Annotated in this window: 16 protein-coding genes; 10 read left to right on the plus strand and 6 right to left on the minus strand. The window is 60.3% G+C overall.

Annotated features, from left to right (window positions below; all coding sequences use genetic code 11):
• Positions 1-165 precede the first annotated feature (165 nt).
• Positions 166-1,266 carry a hypothetical protein gene (locus AC5YUO_RS03900; RefSeq protein WP_496154328.1) on the plus strand — a complete coding sequence of 367 codons (1,101 nt, stop codon included), beginning with the start codon at positions 166-168 and terminating at the stop codon, positions 1,264-1,266.
• A 172-nt stretch (positions 1,267-1,438) separates the two neighbouring features.
• Here AC5YUO_RS03900 and AC5YUO_RS03905 read toward each other — a convergent pair whose 3' ends face one another.
• Together AC5YUO_RS03905 and AC5YUO_RS03910 are read right to left on the minus strand one after the other, a co-directional pair.
• Positions 1,439-1,912: a DUF1284 domain-containing protein gene (locus AC5YUO_RS03905; protein ID WP_496154800.1), complete on the minus strand. Its 474-nt coding sequence runs from the start codon at positions 1,910-1,912 to the stop codon at positions 1,439-1,441.
• Positions 1,913-1,957: 45 nt separating this feature from the next.
• Positions 1,958-2,638, minus strand: coding sequence for a GntR family transcriptional regulator (locus AC5YUO_RS03910; protein ID WP_400819859.1), 681 nt, complete (start codon positions 2,636-2,638; stop codon positions 1,958-1,960).
• Positions 2,639-2,866: 228 nt separating this feature from the next.
• Between AC5YUO_RS03910 and AC5YUO_RS03915 the strand changes: the two genes are divergently transcribed.
• The 3 genes from AC5YUO_RS03915 to AC5YUO_RS03925 all read left to right on the plus strand — a co-directional run bounded on the left by AC5YUO_RS03915 (position 2,867) and on the right by AC5YUO_RS03925 (position 4,199).
• Positions 2,867-3,556, plus strand: coding sequence for an HAD family hydrolase (locus AC5YUO_RS03915; protein ID WP_003520496.1), 690 nt, complete (start codon positions 2,867-2,869; stop codon positions 3,554-3,556).
• A gap of 71 nt (positions 3,557-3,627) precedes the next feature.
• Positions 3,628-3,906, plus strand: a complete 279-nt coding sequence (locus tag AC5YUO_RS03920; protein WP_400819862.1) for a BrnT family toxin — start codon at positions 3,628-3,630, stop codon at positions 3,904-3,906.
• The gene (locus tag AC5YUO_RS03925) at positions 3,885-4,199 is read left to right on the plus strand and encodes a BrnA antitoxin family protein (RefSeq protein WP_400819865.1); all 315 of its coding nucleotides are present in this window, start codon (positions 3,885-3,887) and stop codon (positions 4,197-4,199) included. Before AC5YUO_RS03920 ends, AC5YUO_RS03925 begins: the two co-directional genes overlap by 22 nt.
• Positions 4,200-4,265: 66 nt before the next feature.
• Here the strand turns inward: AC5YUO_RS03925 and AC5YUO_RS03930 are convergent, their stop codons facing one another.
• Positions 4,266-4,805 (minus strand): PilZ domain-containing protein, encoded by a 540-nt coding sequence (locus tag AC5YUO_RS03930; RefSeq protein ID WP_496154801.1) that lies wholly within the window; start codon positions 4,803-4,805, stop codon positions 4,266-4,268.
• A gap of 293 nt (positions 4,806-5,098) precedes the next feature.
• Here AC5YUO_RS03930 and thrC point away from each other — a divergent pair, with 293 nt between their 5' ends.
• The 4 genes from thrC (at position 5,099) to AC5YUO_RS03950 (ending at position 11,421) form a co-directional block, all read left to right on the plus strand.
• Positions 5,099-6,496: a threonine synthase gene (gene thrC / locus AC5YUO_RS03935; protein WP_496154329.1), complete on the plus strand. Its 1,398-nt coding sequence runs from the start codon at positions 5,099-5,101 to the stop codon at positions 6,494-6,496.
• A 21-nt stretch (positions 6,497-6,517) separates the two neighbouring features.
• The gene (locus AC5YUO_RS03940) at positions 6,518-7,816 is read left to right on the plus strand and encodes a M16 family metallopeptidase (protein ID WP_400819871.1); all 1,299 of its coding nucleotides are present in this window, start codon (positions 6,518-6,520) and stop codon (positions 7,814-7,816) included.
• Positions 7,817-7,909: 93 nt separating this feature from the next.
• Complete coding sequence (locus tag AC5YUO_RS03945; RefSeq protein ID WP_400819873.1) at positions 7,910-8,509, plus strand: GNAT family N-acetyltransferase; 600 nt, start codon at positions 7,910-7,912, stop codon at positions 8,507-8,509.
• On the plus strand, positions 8,506-11,421 hold the full coding sequence (locus tag AC5YUO_RS03950; protein ID WP_400819876.1) for an EAL domain-containing protein: 2,916 nt from the start codon (positions 8,506-8,508) through the stop codon (positions 11,419-11,421). Before AC5YUO_RS03945 ends, AC5YUO_RS03950 begins: the two co-directional genes overlap by 4 nt.
• A 185-nt stretch (positions 11,422-11,606) precedes the next feature.
• Here AC5YUO_RS03950 and AC5YUO_RS03955 read toward each other — a convergent pair whose 3' ends face one another.
• The 3 genes from AC5YUO_RS03955 to AC5YUO_RS03965 form a co-directional block, all read right to left on the minus strand.
• Entirely contained in the window at positions 11,607-12,701 is a 1,095-nt protein-coding gene (locus AC5YUO_RS03955; RefSeq protein ID WP_496154330.1) for a zinc-binding metallopeptidase family protein, read from the minus strand.
• A gap of 167 nt (positions 12,702-12,868) precedes the next feature.
• On the minus strand, positions 12,869-13,060 hold the full coding sequence (locus AC5YUO_RS03960; protein WP_080825714.1) for a CsbD family protein: 192 nt from the start codon (positions 13,058-13,060) through the stop codon (positions 12,869-12,871).
• A gap of 101 nt (positions 13,061-13,161) precedes the next feature.
• Entirely contained in the window at positions 13,162-13,767 is a 606-nt protein-coding gene (locus tag AC5YUO_RS03965; protein ID WP_003521117.1) for a YqgE/AlgH family protein, read from the minus strand.
• 161 nt (positions 13,768-13,928) lie between these two features.
• On the opposite strand from AC5YUO_RS03965, the gene AC5YUO_RS03970 reads away from it, so the two are divergent.
• Both AC5YUO_RS03970 and AC5YUO_RS03975 read left to right on the plus strand, forming a co-directional pair.
• Positions 13,929-14,777, plus strand: coding sequence for a protein-disulfide reductase DsbD domain-containing protein (locus AC5YUO_RS03970; protein ID WP_496154331.1), 849 nt, complete (start codon positions 13,929-13,931; stop codon positions 14,775-14,777).
• A gap of 223 nt (positions 14,778-15,000) precedes the next feature.
• Positions 15,001-15,486, plus strand: a complete 486-nt coding sequence (locus AC5YUO_RS03975; RefSeq protein ID WP_496154332.1) for a peroxiredoxin — start codon at positions 15,001-15,003, stop codon at positions 15,484-15,486.
• Positions 15,487-15,656: the final 170 nt, after the last annotated feature.

Below are 15,656 nucleotides of genomic sequence, written 5' to 3' on the forward strand. Positions count from 1 at the left end.
AAGTCACGGAAAATGCGAAATAAATGGCTGTTGCGGCGAGCCGGCCGGATTTACGGCGGCAGGCGGGGAACCCGAAGTGCGGCAAAAACGTTGTGCACAACGGGTTCTCCTGTTCCGCGCATTGCGGGCTGCGGGAGGACCGGTTCTGGCAGGGGGTAATCCGCAATGGGGTCCGTGATGAAAATGGCTTCTTTTTCCGTGAATGTCGTTTGCGCCGCTCTTTTCGCAACGGCGCTTCCGGCGCTGTCGCAGGCGCAGGAAGCGACCCCGCAATATAACGTCGTCACCGACGCCGTGCTCTTCGATGGCGGTCCCTCGCTTGGCAATAGCGACAGGCTTCGGTGGGATTTCTACAAGGCCGACCGGACAGGCGCGCGTACCGACGTGAATGCCGGCGGCTCCTATGATGCGACCTTCGAGGCGAAGCTGCCGGCAGGCCGCTATGTCGGCGTGGCGGCGCTCGGCAATGTGAGCCGCGACGTGCCCTTCGAGGTGAAGGATGGAAGCATCGCGCGGCCGAAGGTGAATTTCGACGCGGCGGAATTGACTGTCGTGCCGAAACGCAGCGCCGGCGGCGATGTGGAAACACAGGCGAAAACCGAAATCACCAAGGGCGATTTCAAGGACAGCGTCTATGGGCAGAACACGGTCTTCGTGCCGGCGGGCGAGATTGTCCTTACCGGCAGCATAGGCCCGGCGCGGGCGCAGGAGACACTTGCCATCAAGGCCGGAGACAAGATCAGCCATGAGCTGGTCATTCCGAGCGGTGTGGTGATCGCCAAGGCCGTTTATGCGGAAGGCGGCAGGGCGGTGGAAACAGACGATATCCGCTTCGAGGCGATGTCGGCCAAGGAAACACTCGATGGCACGCGCCAGACCATCAACGGCATTTACGGCACCGGCAAGATGATGGAAATGCCGGCCGGGGACTTCGTCATGCGCGCCCGTCTCGGCAAGGTGACGGTGGAACAGCCCTTCACCGTGACGCCCGGAAAACGCACGGAAATCACCGTCAATCTGGATGCGGGCGTTCTCGCCATCACCGCCCCCGGCGCGGAACGGATCGATATCGTTGAGACGACCAAAGACCTTCAGGGAACACAGAAGGAGATTTCCGGCCGCTACGGCACGAAACATCAGGAAACCCTGCATCCCGGCGACTATTCGGTGAAGGTAAGCTACGACAAGAAGTCCGGCCGCGACCCGAAGGAGATCACGGCGACGGTGAAGGCGGCGGAGCGGACTGAAACGACCGTGGCGGAGTAATTGCCAAGGCTAGTGGCCTGGTCCCTGGTCCCTGCCCCCTCATTCCTGTGCTTGTCACAGGAATCCGGCCAGCCCAAGTCCTTGGGCTGAAAGGACTTTCCCCGTCGCGCAGATGCGCGTCGGCTGGATCCCTGTGACAAGCACAGGGATGAGGGCGTCGGAATTTAGAACATCACAATTTCCGGCCAGACGGCCCATATTTGGGCCTGAGCATCGGATGTCTGGAAAGACGCGTCGCATCCTTCGGCACGACCCGTAACGGCGCGCCGATTTTCACGCCGGCAAATCCCGAAGCCGCAATGCGGTCGCAAAGCCTGATCCACTGGCAGCCGCGACAGGCCTGCCTGATGTCTCCGGCGGCGAAAGCCGCGCGCATCTTTGCAAGAAAATCCGGCGTCGCCTGCAGCTTTTTGCCCGCGATCAATGTTTCATCCAGAAGCGCCGAAACCGAAAGGCGTGCCATCTCGTCCCGTTGCACGACACCCTCGTTAAAACAGTGGGCGTGGCTTTCGCAGAGCAGGCCCTCGCAGATGTCGTCCGCCCCTTCCACCAGTTCGATATCTTCACCCGCATTCAGCCGGGCGGCGACACGGTCGTAATTTTCCACGAAACCGGACGTGTAGCCCTTGCCGATATAGGTCAGCATGCACAGAAGGTGGTGGGGCCGCAGGCGGACGGTCACGGGCCAACCCTATCCGACGATGGCGAAAGCGTCGCGCACCGAACCGGACGAGGTGCGGATCGCCTTGCGGCCGATCCATTGCACATGTCCGTCGAGAATGCGCACCGCCTCCTCGGCGCGGCCGCCACGCAGCGCGTCGATGATGGCGCGGTGGTCGGTATCGGTACGGCGCTCCCAACCGGCCCGCCAGGCGGAAAACAGGAAACGGGCGCTCGCCGCATGCAGACCGTCGATTGCTTCCATCAGACGCGGCATATTGCAGGGCGCGGTGATGAGGCGATGGAAGCGGCGATTGGCCTCCTCCCAATGCTGCACGTCGACGGCGCTGTCGCCCTCCAGTGTGGCGGCCTCCGCCTGATCGAGAATGGCTGAAGTCATGTTGGGAATGGCGTGGCGCAGCGCCAGAACCTCAAGGGCGGCGCGCATTTCCGCCACTTCACGCACATCGTCGAGACCGAAATCGGCGACCCGCACGCCGCGGCGCGGAATGCTGGCGGCCAGACCCTGCGCTTCCAGCCGGCGAAACGCCTCGCGCACCGGCACATGCGAGGCACCGAATTCGGCGGCGATATGATCCTGCCTCAGACGTTCGCCCGGCGACAGCTCGCCGCGAACGATGCGGTCGGCCAGCGTGCGGCTGATGCGTGCGGCAATGGTGTCTTCAGGCGTGTTTTTCACTGTCTTGGGCATAACATCCCATAACGCATATGGCGCGACTGTGTGTAGCGGTTTTTGCACATGCGAGATCAGCAAAGCCGAATATTCGAAGCCCGGCAGCGGCCTGTCCATTCCTCGCCCATGGCCAAGCTATGAGCCTGATGGGACTGACCCTTGCGGGCCAGCCGGTTGAGCTTGGCGCGGACATGGTCTAAAAGCCGGCATCATTTCTTCCAAACAAATCCGATACAGGGAGCGCCCATGAGCGGCTTCGACCTCATTATTTTCGACTGTGACGGCGTTCTGGTCGATTCCGAAATCATCGCGGCGCAGGTGGAGTCCCGCCTTTTGACCGAGGCCGGTTATCCGATCTCCGTCGAGGAAATGGGCGAGCGTTTCGCCGGCATGACCTGGAAGAACATTCTGCTGCAGGTGGAGAGCGAAGCGAGCATTCCGCTTTCCGCCTCCCTGCTCGACAAATCCGAAAAACTGCTCGACATGCGGCTGGAACGGGATGTGAAGATCATCGAGGGTGTGAAATTCGCGCTCTCGCGCCTCACGACGCCGCGCTGCATCTGCTCCAACTCCTCCAGCCACCGTCTCGACATGATGCTGACGAAGGTGGGCCTGAAGCCCTATTTCGCACCGCATATCTATTCCGCCAAGGATCTCGGCGCCGACCGCGTGAAGCCGAAGCCCGATATCTTCCTGCATGGCGCGGCGCAATTCGGCGTTTCCCCGGACCGCGTGGTGGTGGTCGAGGATTCCGTGCACGGCATCCATGGCGCAAGGGCCGCCGGCATGCGGGTGATCGGCTTTACCGGCGCATCCCACACCTATCCGAGCCACGCCGACCGGCTGACGGATGCCGGGGCTGAAACGGTGATTTCGCGCATGCAGGACCTGCCGGCCGTCATTGCGGCTATGGCGGAGTGGGAAGGCGCTTTTTGAGTTGTGAAAGCGCTTCTTTCGTGATCTGACTTGCTGCATTGATATTTTAATAAATGTAGCTACATTAATTCATGAAAATCATATGGGACGAGCCCAAGAGGCTCGCCAATATCGAGAAGCACGGCTTCGATTTTGCGGATATCGATGGCTTTGACTGGGATAACGCCATCATCGAAAAAAGCCTGACCGGATCTGGGAGTTCGCGCTTCAAGGCGATCGGATATTTCCGGAACGGGACTATGGCTGTCGTTTTTGCGACTGTCGGAACAGAAGCGATATCCATCATCAGCTTCCGACAGGCAAGTTCCAGGGAAAGAAGGAGGTTGCCATGGCCAAAGTTGCAAAACTAAAAGAATTCAAACCCGGACGCGGCTATACCCAAGCGGATTGGGACGCTGTCAATTTCCCGGAAATGACGGATCAGGAACTCGAAAATGCGCGCCCCGCCCGCGACGTCCTGCCTCCCGCCTTTTTCGAGGCCATTGACGAGTACCGTAAGTCGCGTGGTCGCCCGGCCTTGGATAAACCAAAAAAACAGGTCACTTTACGCCTCGATGAGGACGTGCTGGAGCGCTTTCGCGAGGGCGGCAGAGGGTGGCAGAGCCGCATCAATGACGCTTTGCGGAAGGCTGCCGGAATCTAAAAGCGTCATTCCATTTAAGGCCGGAGCCTGCCGAGCAGCCTCCGGCTTCGTTTTTAACCGGTCGGATCACCGGCGCTTGGTCTTCGCCTTAGCGCCCTGCTCGGCAAAACCGATGAAGACGCTGACCGATTTCGGTGCGCCGCCCGGTCCGTTCGGGATCGCGACGTGGTCGTTGTTGAAGATGAACTGCGTGCCGGCTCCGCCTGCGGGAACATCGATGGCGAAATTGGTGGTTTCGCCGTAGATCTCGCCATCGCCGTCCTTCACCGTCACGCGGATCGGCACGGTGACGCGGCCGGGCTTGGCCATCGGGCCGGGAACGAGGCGGCCCTGGGCAAGCACGTTTACGGTGAGCGTCGATTCATTGGCGGTGCAGGAGCGCGTCGTATCCGACAGCGAGACCTGATAGGCGAGTTTCTGCGGATCATCCTTGGCGCCACCGGCGTAAACGCGGTGAACGGCATTGGCGTCGAGAACCGTTACGGCCGGGCAGTTGGCCTGAACCACGGCGGCCGTCGGCGCGGCCTGCGCCGTTGGCGGATTGACGGCAAGCGAGTCCGACGGGTTGGAGGAATTGCACCCTGCAACAACGGCCAGAAGCGACATCGCGGCGGACAAACGCAAGAAATTCCCTGACACTCTTCTAATTCCCTCTCCATTGTCCCGGAACAGAACCGGAGACGCTGTTTATTGACCTTTCACGCAGGTTGGCGATGGTCTATAGCAGCGACGCCGGAAAAAATCGATTGGCATGTTCGGTTTTGCTTGAATTTTCAAAAAAGCCCTTCATTACCTCGCCAATCGCCTCATTTCGGTGAGACGCTGCTGAAAAGACGCCGAAGACCGGCACCGGACATACCGGTTAAGGACAAGGCCGGTTAGGGACAAGGGACTATCTCGTGAAATATGTATCGACCAGGGGTGCGGCCCCTTCGCTTGGTTTCTGCGACGCGCTTCTGGCGGGCCTTGGCCGTGACGGCGGGCTTTATGTGCCACGCGAATGGCCTTCCATGTCGAAGAAGGAAATCCGCAACCTGCGCGGAAAATCCTATCAGGACGTTGCTTTCGAGGTTCTCTACCGTTTCACCGGCGGGGAAATTCCCGCCGACAAGTTCAAGGCGATGATCGACGACGCCTATTCGACCTTTCGCCATCCCGCCGTCGTGCCGCTGACGCAGACCGGCCCGAACACTTTCGTGCTGGAACTTTTCCACGGCACCACGCTCGCCTTCAAGGATGTGGCGATGCAGCTTCTCGCCCGCCTGATGGATTATACGCTCTCCGAGCGCGGCGAACGCGCCACCATCGTCGGCGCCACCTCGGGCGATACCGGCGGTGCGGCCATCGACGCCTTTGCCGGCCGCGAGCGCACCGATATCTTCATCCTCTTCCCGAACGGCAAGGTCTCGCCGGTGCAGCAGCGCCAGATGACGACCTCGACGGCTTCCAACGTGCATGCGCTGGCGATCAACGGCAATTTCGACGATTGCCAGACGCTGGTGAAGGAGATGTTCAACGACGTGAAGTTCCGCGACGGCGTGAAGCTTTCCGGCGTCAACTCCATCAACTGGGCGCGCATCATGGCGCAGGTGGTCTATTATTTCACCGCCTCGCTTTCGCTCGGCGGCCCGGACCGGAAGATTTCCTTCACCGTTCCCACCGGCAATTTCGGCGATATCTTCGCCGGTTACGTCGCCAAGAAGATGGGGCTGCCGATCGACAAGCTGGTCATCGCCACCAATGACAACGACATTCTGGCGCGCACGCTGAAGACCGGCCGTTACGAGATGCGCGGCGTCAAGCCGACCACCTCGCCTTCGATGGACATCCAGATTTCATCGAACTTCGAACGGCTGCTGTTCGAAGCCTATGACCGTGATTCCGCTGCGGTGAAGGCATCGATGGACGGTCTCAAGCAATCCGGCGCGTTTGAAATTCCGGCCAAGGCACTGAAATTCATCAGACGCGATTTCCGCGCCGGACGCGCCAGCGAAAAGCAGGTTGCAGCGACCATCCGCGACACGCTTGAGAAAACCGGTTACCTCATCGACCCGCATACGGCGACCGGCGTTTTCGTGGCTGAGAAGCACGAAAAAGCGGGAAGCCCGATGGTGGTTCTGTCGACCGCGCACCCGGCTAAATTCCCGGCTGCTGTAAAATCCGCTTGCGCAATCGACCCGGCGCTTCCAGTATGGCTAGCTGACATCATGAACCGGGAGGAGCGTTTCGATATTCTGGATGCGGAACTGAAAGCCGTGGAAACCTTCATCGGCAAACATGCACGCGCCGGCAAATAGAGACGCGGAAAGACGTTGAGTATGAGAGTAAATTTGACCCGGCTTTCGTCCGGGTTGACCGTTGTTACGGAAAGAATGCCACATCTCGAAAGCGTTGCTCTTGGGGTGTGGATCAAATCCGGCTCCCGCAACGAGACGACTGCCGAGCACGGCATCGCCCATCTTCTCGAACATATGGCTTTCAAGGGCACGGCGCGCCGCACCGCCCGGCAGATCGCCGAAGAGATCGAAAATGTCGGCGGCGAAGTCAACGCCGCGACATCGACGGAAACAACCTCCTATTACGCCCGCGTCCTCAAGGACCATGTGCCGCTCGCCGTCGATATCCTCGCCGATATCCTGACGGAATCGCTGTTCGACGAAGATGAGCTGGAACGCGAGAAAAACGTCATCCTGCAGGAAATCGGCGCTGCGACCGATACGCCCGACGACGTGATCTTCGACAATTTCTCCGGCGTCGCCTATCGCGACCAGACCATCGGCCGGCCGATCCTCGGCACGCCGGATACGGTGCAATCCTTCACCAGCGGTGAAATCCGGCATTATCTCGCCCGCAATTACACGACCGACCGCATCTTCGTCGTCGCAGCCGGCGCGGTCGATCACGAAAGCTTCGTGAAGCAGGTGGAAGAGCGTTTCGCTTCGCTGCCGCTCGTTCCCGCGGCACCGCCCGTCATGGAAAAGGCTATCTATACCGGCGGGGAAATCCGCGAGACCCGCGACCTCATGGATGCGCAGGTGCTGCTCGGTTTCGAAGGCAAGGCCTATCACGCCCGCGACTTCTATTGCTCGCAAATCCTCGCCAATATTCTCGGCGGCGGCATGTCATCGCGCCTCTTCCAGGAGGTGCGCGAGGCGCGCGGCCTGTGTTACTCCGTTTATGCCTTCCACTGGGGCTTTTCCGATACCGGCATTTTCGGCGTGCATGCGGCGACCGGCGGCAACGACCTGCCGGAACTGATGCCCGTCATCGTCGATGAATTGCGCAAGTCTTCGGAGATCATCCATCAGGAGGAAATCAACCGCGCCCGTGCGCAGATCCGTGCGCAGTTGCTGATGGGACAGGAAAGCCCTGCCGCCCGCGCCGGCCAGATCGCCCGGCAGATGATGCTTTATGGCCGGCCCATCCCCAATGAGGAGATGATGACGCGCCTTGAGGACATCACCCGGGAGCGTCTGACCGATCTTGCAGGACGGCTGTTTTTCGATACAGTTCCGACACTGTCTGCCATTGGTCCGCTGGAACACCTGCCGCCCCTCTCAGACATCACGACGGCGTTCTCCGGGCAGCAGCCTGCAAGGATAAAGGCGAACGGATAAACCACTATGAGAGCGGGACTTAAAGGCGAAGACCGCTCATCTTTTTCGCCATCCCGCTCGCGGATGGCGATATCTGCCGCCCAGGGATCGTGAATGCTGCGTTTTCTTTCCCGACATAGCGACACGCCCGAACTGCGCAGCGCCAACCACCTCCTCAGACTGCCGCGCTACGGCGATTTCAAGCAATGGCATGTGCTGCGCTCAGAAAGCCGGCAGTTTCTGCAGCCGTGGGAGCCCACCTGGCGCCCGGACGAACTGACCGAAAGCGCTTTCCGCATGCGCGTAGTGCGCAATGGCCAGGAATTTTCGTCAGGTACGGCCGTCTCGTTCCTGCTGTTCGAAAAAGAGACGCTGCTGGTCGGCGGCATCACCATCGGTTACATCCGCCGGGGCGCGGCACAGAGCTGCATGATCGGATATTGGATCGGCGAGCGCTACGCCGCGCAAGGCCATATGTCTGCCGCATTAAAATTGGTAATACCCTACATCTTTAACGGACTTCAGTTGCACCGTATCGAGGCAGCCTGTATTCCGGAAAACTTCAAAAGCATCCGGCTTCTCGAAAATGCCGGGTTCCAGCGGGAAGGCCTCCTGCGGGAATATCTGAAAATCAATGGCCAATGGCGGGATCATATGATGTTTTCCCTTCTTGCCGACAAGCAAAGCTCCGGCGGAACGAAGTACGATACATGACCTACACTCACACTGCGCCTTGCCTTGCGAAACGTCTGGCGGCAATCGCGCTGGCTGCGCCGTTTTTCCTGCTGTTTCTGCTTTTCTCTTCCTATTCCTACGCCTTCGAGCCGGTGAAGATTTCCCGTGACGACACGGCGCTCGACCTGACGGCCACCACGGATATCTATGCCAATCAGGGCGAAGCCTTTCAGGTCTCGACCGCGCCTGGACCCGACGGCATCCGCCGCCGTATCGAGGTGCGCGCCAGCTCCACCGATCACCAGGGCGACTGGGCGGTTTTCGCGCTCGCCAACGTCTCGGAAGAACAGCTGGAGCGCGTGATCGTCGCCCCGCATTTCCGCCTCGTCAATTCCAAGCTTTTCTGGCCCGATCTCGGCTCGCAGCGCATCATGGCCATCACGCCGAGTGAAGGCTTCGCGCTCGACCGGCAACCGAGCCCGGATGCCGACGTGTTCCGCATCACGCTCAACCCCGGCTCCGTCATCACCTTCGTCGCCGAGCTTTCCACACCGCAGTTGCCGCAGCTCTATCTGTGGGAGCCGGAAGCCTACAAGGACACGATCAACGCGTTTACGCTTTACCGCGGCATCGTGCTCGGCATTGCCGGCCTGCTGGCCGTGCTTTTGACCATCCTCTTCGTGGTCAAGGGCACCTCGGTCCTGCCGGCTTCGGCCGCACTCGCCTGGGCGGTGCTCGCCTATATCTGCGTCGATTTCGGCTTTCTCGAAAAGCTCATCACCGTCACCTCAAGCGACCAGCGAATATGGAGGGCGGGCGCGGAAGTGGCGCTCGCCTCCAGCTTCGTGGTCTTCCTCTTCACCTATCTCAATCTCAACCGATGGCACGCGCATCTGGGTTATGCGACCTTTGCCTGGGTGGTGGGTCTGGCGCTGCTGTTCGGCGTAGCGATCTACGATCCTTCGGTCGCGTCAGGCATTGCCCGCGTCTCCTTCGCGCTGACGGCGACGGCCGGTATCGCGCTCATCATCTATCTCGGCTTCAACAAATATGACCGGGCCATTCTGCTCGTCCCATCCTGGGCGCTGATCCTCGTCTGGCTGTTCGGCAGCTGGTTGACGGTGACGGGGCAACTGGACAACGACATCGTGCAGCCGGCGCTCGGCGGCGGGCTGGTGCTGATCGTGCTTCTGATCGGCTTCACCGTCATCCAGCACGCCTTTGCCGGCAGCGCCTATCAGCAAGGGCTGTTCTCCGATCTCGAGCGGCAATCGCTCGCCCTGACCGGCAGCGGCGATACCGTGTGGGACTGGGACGTGACGCGTGACCGCATCGTCACCACGCCTGATATTTCCAACCGGCTGGGGCTGGAACCCGGCACCATGCATGGCGCGGCGCGCAACTGGCTGCCGCGTCTGCATCCTGACGACCGCGACCGGTTCAAGGCGACGCTCGACGTGCTGCTCGACCATCGCAAGGGCCGTCTCAACCACGAATTCCGCATTCGTGCCGAAGACGGCCATTTCCACTGGCTGCAAATCCGGGCGCGGCCGGTTCTCGGCTCCAACGGCGAAATCATCCGTTGCGTCGGCACCATCACCGATATCACCGAACAGAAAAATTCGGTCGAGCGGCTGTTGCAGGATGCGATGAACGACAATCTGACCGGGCTTCCGAACCGGCAGGTCTTCCTCGACCGCCTGCAATCGATCCTCAATCTTTCTTCCGACAGCGAGGGCGTCAAGCCCACCGTGATGGCGATCGATATCGACCGTTACAAGCTGGTCAATGATACGCTCGGCATTGCCGCAGGCGACAACATCCTCATTGCGCTGACCCGGCGTCTGCGCCGTCTCCTGAAGCCGCAGGATACGCTGGCGCGTCTTGGCGGCGACGAATTCGGCCTGATCCTGACCTCCGAGCGCGATCCGCAGCGTGTGGCCGATTTTGCCGATGCGGTGAACAAGGCGATCATGGTGCCGATCAATTTCGCCAATCGCGAAATCATCCTCACCGCGTCCATCGGCCTCGTCTCGTGGATCGACCAGCAGGAAAGTGCGGCCGGGCTATTGAGCGATGCGGAACTGGCCATGTATCGCGCCAAGCGCGCCGGCGGCAACCGTGTCGAACCGTTCCGCCCCGCCTTCCGCACCTCAGGCACCGACCGGCTGCAGATGGAAAGCGACCTGCGCCGCGCCATCGAGCGCAAGGAACTGTCGCTCGCCTATCAGCCGATCGTGAAGCTCGATGACGGCGAACTGGCCGGTTTCGAGGCGCTGATGCGCTGGGAGCATCCCAAGCGCGGCAATATTCCGCCGAGCGAGTTCATTCCCATCGCGGAGGCCTCCGGCCTGATCGAGCCGCTCGGCATGTTCGCGCTGGAACGGGCGGCGACCGATTTGATGGACTGGCAACATGCCATCGAGAAGATGCCGATCTTCATTTCCGTCAATATTTCCAGCGCGCAGCTGCTGAACAACGAATTGTACAATGACGTGCGCGGCATGCTGACCCGCACGCGCTGCAATCCGCAGCAGCTGAAGCTGGAGCTGACGGAATCCGTCGTCATGGAAAACCCGGAACAGGCCCGGCTTGTGCTTTCCAAGCTCAAGGAAACGGGCCTCAGCCTCGCCATGGACGATTTCGGCACCGGCTATTCGTCGCTCGCCTATCTTACCCGCTTCCCCTTCGACACGATCAAGCTGGACAAGGCGCTGGTGGCCAATACCAGCGACAAACGCAACGTGCTCTTGCGCTCCGTCATCGCCATGGCGCGGGCGCTCGACATGCAGGTGGTGGCGGAGGGTATCGAAACGCCTGAGGATGCGGCGGAACTTTCGCGGATGAACTGCCATTTCGGCCAGAGCTTCCTGTTCGGCACCCCCGTCTCGGGCGATGCGGCGCTGAAGCTTCTGCGCGAGCGGTTCCAGCCGACGAAGCGGGCTTCGTGAGAAATATCGAGAGCTGAGGTGATAGGAATGACGCCCCCTCCCTCCGTCATTCCGGCCTTGAGCCGGAATCCAGCCGACGCGCGTCTGCGTGGCGGAAAGAGTCTTTTCAGCCCAAGGACTTGGGCTGGCTGGATACCGGCTCAAGGCCGGTATGACGGAATTTCCCCGACTATCAACTCTCGTATTCACTGACCCATCGCCGCCAGCGACGCATCCGCCGCCACCCTCCCATGCAGGAGCTCGTGAACGAACTCCATCTTCGCCACCACCGGCGGTGTCAGCACGAAGGGATAGAGGTCCGCCTCCCCCATGCTGCGCTGGATGGAATTGATGGCGACACTGAGCGGGATCCACGCCTTGACCAGCTGCGCGGCACTGCGGGCCTTATAGGGATCGAAGGTCACCTCCGCCGCCATCTCCTCATGTCCGTCCGGATCGATCGCCACGCCGAAGGCGCGCGCCGTCTCCAGCGTATCGACGATATGCAGATAATGGGCGAAACATTCGGCGAAGTCTTCCCAGGGATGAACCGAGGCATAGGAGCTTATGAAGCTTTCCTGCCAGTCGGGACGCGGTCCCTGTTCGTAATTGCGTTGCAACGCCGCGCCGTAATCCTCGCGATCGTCGCCGAAGACCGCACGGCAGGCCTCCAGCCGGTTTGCGTCCCTTACCAGCTTGTTCCAGATGAAATGCCCGACTTCGTGACGGAAATGGCCGAGCATGGTGCGGTAAGGCTCGTTCATATTGGCCCGCACCTGTTCGCGCGTCGCATCATCGGCCTCTGCCGCGCGGATGGCGATAAGGCCTTCGTCGTGGCCGGTCATGGCGGGAATGACGGAACCATCGGGCGCCACCTCATCCACCAGAAAGTCGAAGACGAGGCCGCCGGCCGGATCGGCGTCGCGGTTTGGATGCGGCAGGCCGAGCCGCAGGATCGAATAGAACAGATGTCTCTGGGCCTGGCTGATGCGGCGCCACTGCGCAATCCCCTGCTCCGTGGCAATATCGGGCACCAGGCGATTGTGGCTGCAGGCGGGGCAAAAGGCGCTGTCGCTTTCCGCCGGCACCGACCAGTTGCAGATGTCATTCACCTCATTGGCGCAAAAACGCACCTGTTTTTCCGGTTCTGCGACAATCTGCCAATTCGGCTCGCCCGCAGGCGCCAGCGCTTCCATGGAAAGCCGTTCCGGCACGAAGGCCAGACGGTGGCCGCAGGAGACACAGAAACGATTGTCGAAATGAACAGGCTGGCCGCAGGATGCGCAGGAGAAAAGCTTCATGGATGAAACCCTTGCGATGGAACGGGTGGAGGAAAGGCAGATATAAGATGCGGCCGTGACGGCGTGACGACCTGGTCACCACGCCCCCATACGACAAGAGCGCATGTGCGATAACACATGCGCTCCACTGCGCCCTGTCGTGGGAGAGGCGCAGGCTTCAAGCACTGTTACATGCGGTCAACGGCGCCCTTGACGGCGTCTTTCGCCTTGCCAACGGAGGTTTGAACCTTGCCCTTGGTTTCCTGGGCGGCACCCTTGGCGCGCAATTCATTATTGCCCGTCGCTTCGCCGACGTTCTTCTTCACCTTGCCAGCAACTTCGTTGGCTTTACCGGCGATCTTGTCAGATGTGCTACCCATATTACTGCTCCCTAGTTGAGCCGTACTGTCTGTGCGGCTTTCCGGGTGAGTAACGTCAGGGGTAAGGATTTGGTTCCAGCCCAAAAACGGTCGAGACGCGCTCAGGCGTGCCCGGCATCCGTGGAGAGCATGCGGGCGTCGACGCCCATCAGGGCCAGCGCCCGCTCGTATTTATTGTCGAGGCCACGGTCGAAGATCAGCTCTTCCGCGGCCGGGCAATTCAGCCAGCCATTATTGGCGATCTCGTTTTCCAGCTGGCCCGGACCCCAGCCGGCATAACCGAGCATCATGGTCGCCCTTTGCGGGCCGCGGCCGTTGGAGATGGCGCGGACGATATCGAGCGTCGCCGTCAGCGAAATGTCATCGCTGACGGGGATGGAGGATTCGCTTAAGTAATCATCCGAATGCAGCACGAAACCACGGCCGGATTCCACCGGGCCGCCGCACTGGATCGGAAATTCGCGGGTGCGGTTGGGCAGCATGATGGCGTCGTTGCTATCCACCAGCTTCAGATGCAGCAGAATATCCGTAAAGGTGATCTGCTGCGGCCTGTTGATGATGAAACCCATGGCGCCGGCATCCGAATGGGCGCAGATATAGATCACCGAACGGGCAAAATTGCCGTCGTCCAGCCCCGGCATCGCGATGAGGAACTGGCCATCGAGAAAGCCACGTTCGCGTTTGTCCATCAGGGTTGAAAAGCTCACCGGCGCCTCCAGCAGACCGAATTCCGTCGTTCGACGGAAAACGGCGTTCGCACTTCGACAGAGGACAGGATGCGGCATAGCGCCCGATCAATCAACCGAAAATGATGAACCGCACGAATTCGTAACTGGTCCGCCGGGCGATGTTGGGTTAGACGGGAAGCATGAGCCTCAGGATATTGTTTCGATTTTCATCTCTTCGCTTCGCGGCCGCATTTGCCGCCTTCCTCGGCGGCGCTGACGCCGCCCGGGCCGACATTACCGACTGGGCCAGAAGCGAAGGCGGCCAGATGCGCGTGGCAAGCCTTGCCATGGATGCCGACGGCGTGGTGCGCGGCGTGCTGCAGATCGAGCCGAAGGATGGCTGGATAACCTATTGGCGCGAACCGGGCGAAGCAGGCATACCGCCCCAGATCACCCCCGATCCGGCAAGCGGCGTGACACTCGCCACCATGGCCTATCCGGTTCCGAAGCTGCTCGAAAACGGCGACATCACCGATATCGGTTATGACCACGCCGTCAGCCTTCCCTTCCAGCTGAAGGCAGCCGACCCAAAGGCAGGCGGGAAGATCGACCTCACCGCCTTCATCGGCGTCTGCCAGAATATCTGCATTCCCTTCGAAGCGAAGTTTTCCATCGAGCGCGGCAATGCGGGTGATGATGACGGCGAGGAACGGCGTTTGCTTGAGGAAGCGCGCGAAACGCTGCCCGAAGCGGCATCCGACGATTTCAAGGTGATCGATTTCCACATCACGCCCGATAAGACCATGCTCGGCGTGCAGCTGCAATTGCCGGAGAATGCGCCGAAGGAGACCGAGATCTTCATCGCAGGCCCCTCCGGTTTTGCCTATTACGAACCGCAGAATCTGGTGCGCGACAAGCGCAAGCTCTCCTTCTACATGAACATCAAGGGGCTGCCGAAAACCTATCAGGTGCCGGGCAACAGCTGGCCCATTCTGGTCAAATCCGGCGACCGGGCCATGGAAACAATGCTGAATTTCCCGAAGCCCTGAGCGCTTCTTCGGTCGTCGCGGCGCGGGCGTTCCGGCTCGGGAATTTCCCTCGAAAGGCGCATGACGGATTTCATTTCCGTGCTCGTAATCCTGTCAGGTTCGTTCTCAATCCGACAGGATCCGGACCCCTTGTTTTCGTTTGTCTTCCCGGGAAAACCGGGTTCCACTTTTCCCTGCCAAACTCTATAGTTCGCGCGAACCGAACCGCCACAGGAGCACGGACATGACCATCAAGATCGGCGATAAACTGCCTTCCGCAACCTTCAAGGAAAAGACGGCCGACGGCCCGGTGGAAACCACCACGGACGCGCTTTTCGGCGGCAGGAAGGTGGTTCTCTTTGCCGTTCCCGGCGCTTTCACCCCCACCTGCTCGCTGAACCACCTGCCGGGCTATCTCGAAAACCGCGACACCATTCTCGCCAAGGGCGTGGATGACATCGCCGTCGTTGCCGTCAATGACTGGCACGTGATGGGCGCCTGGGCGCAATCGTCAGGCGGCCAGGGCAAAATCCACTTCCTCGCCGACTGGGATGCTTCCTTCACCAAGGCGCTCGGCCTCGATGCCGATCTTTCCGGCGGCGGCCTCGGCGTGCGCTCCAAACGTTATTCCATGCTGGTTGAAGACGGCGTGGTGAAATCGCTGAATGTCGAAGACAATCCCGGCCAGGCGACCGTTTCAGCCGCTGCGGCGATGATCGAGCAGCTCTAAGCATAGCTGCCCGGAAAATATAAATCGATTCAGACACTCATCATTAAGCAAACCTGCGGACATTTTGTCCGCAGGACTTGACTAATCGCATGTATACCGGCCAGATGTCGACAATATTTAAGTCATAAATCCATAGGTTTCTGAGTTTAATTTGCAATACGCATAATATA

The organism is Agrobacterium sp. LEGMi-208b (assembly GCF_059511785.1).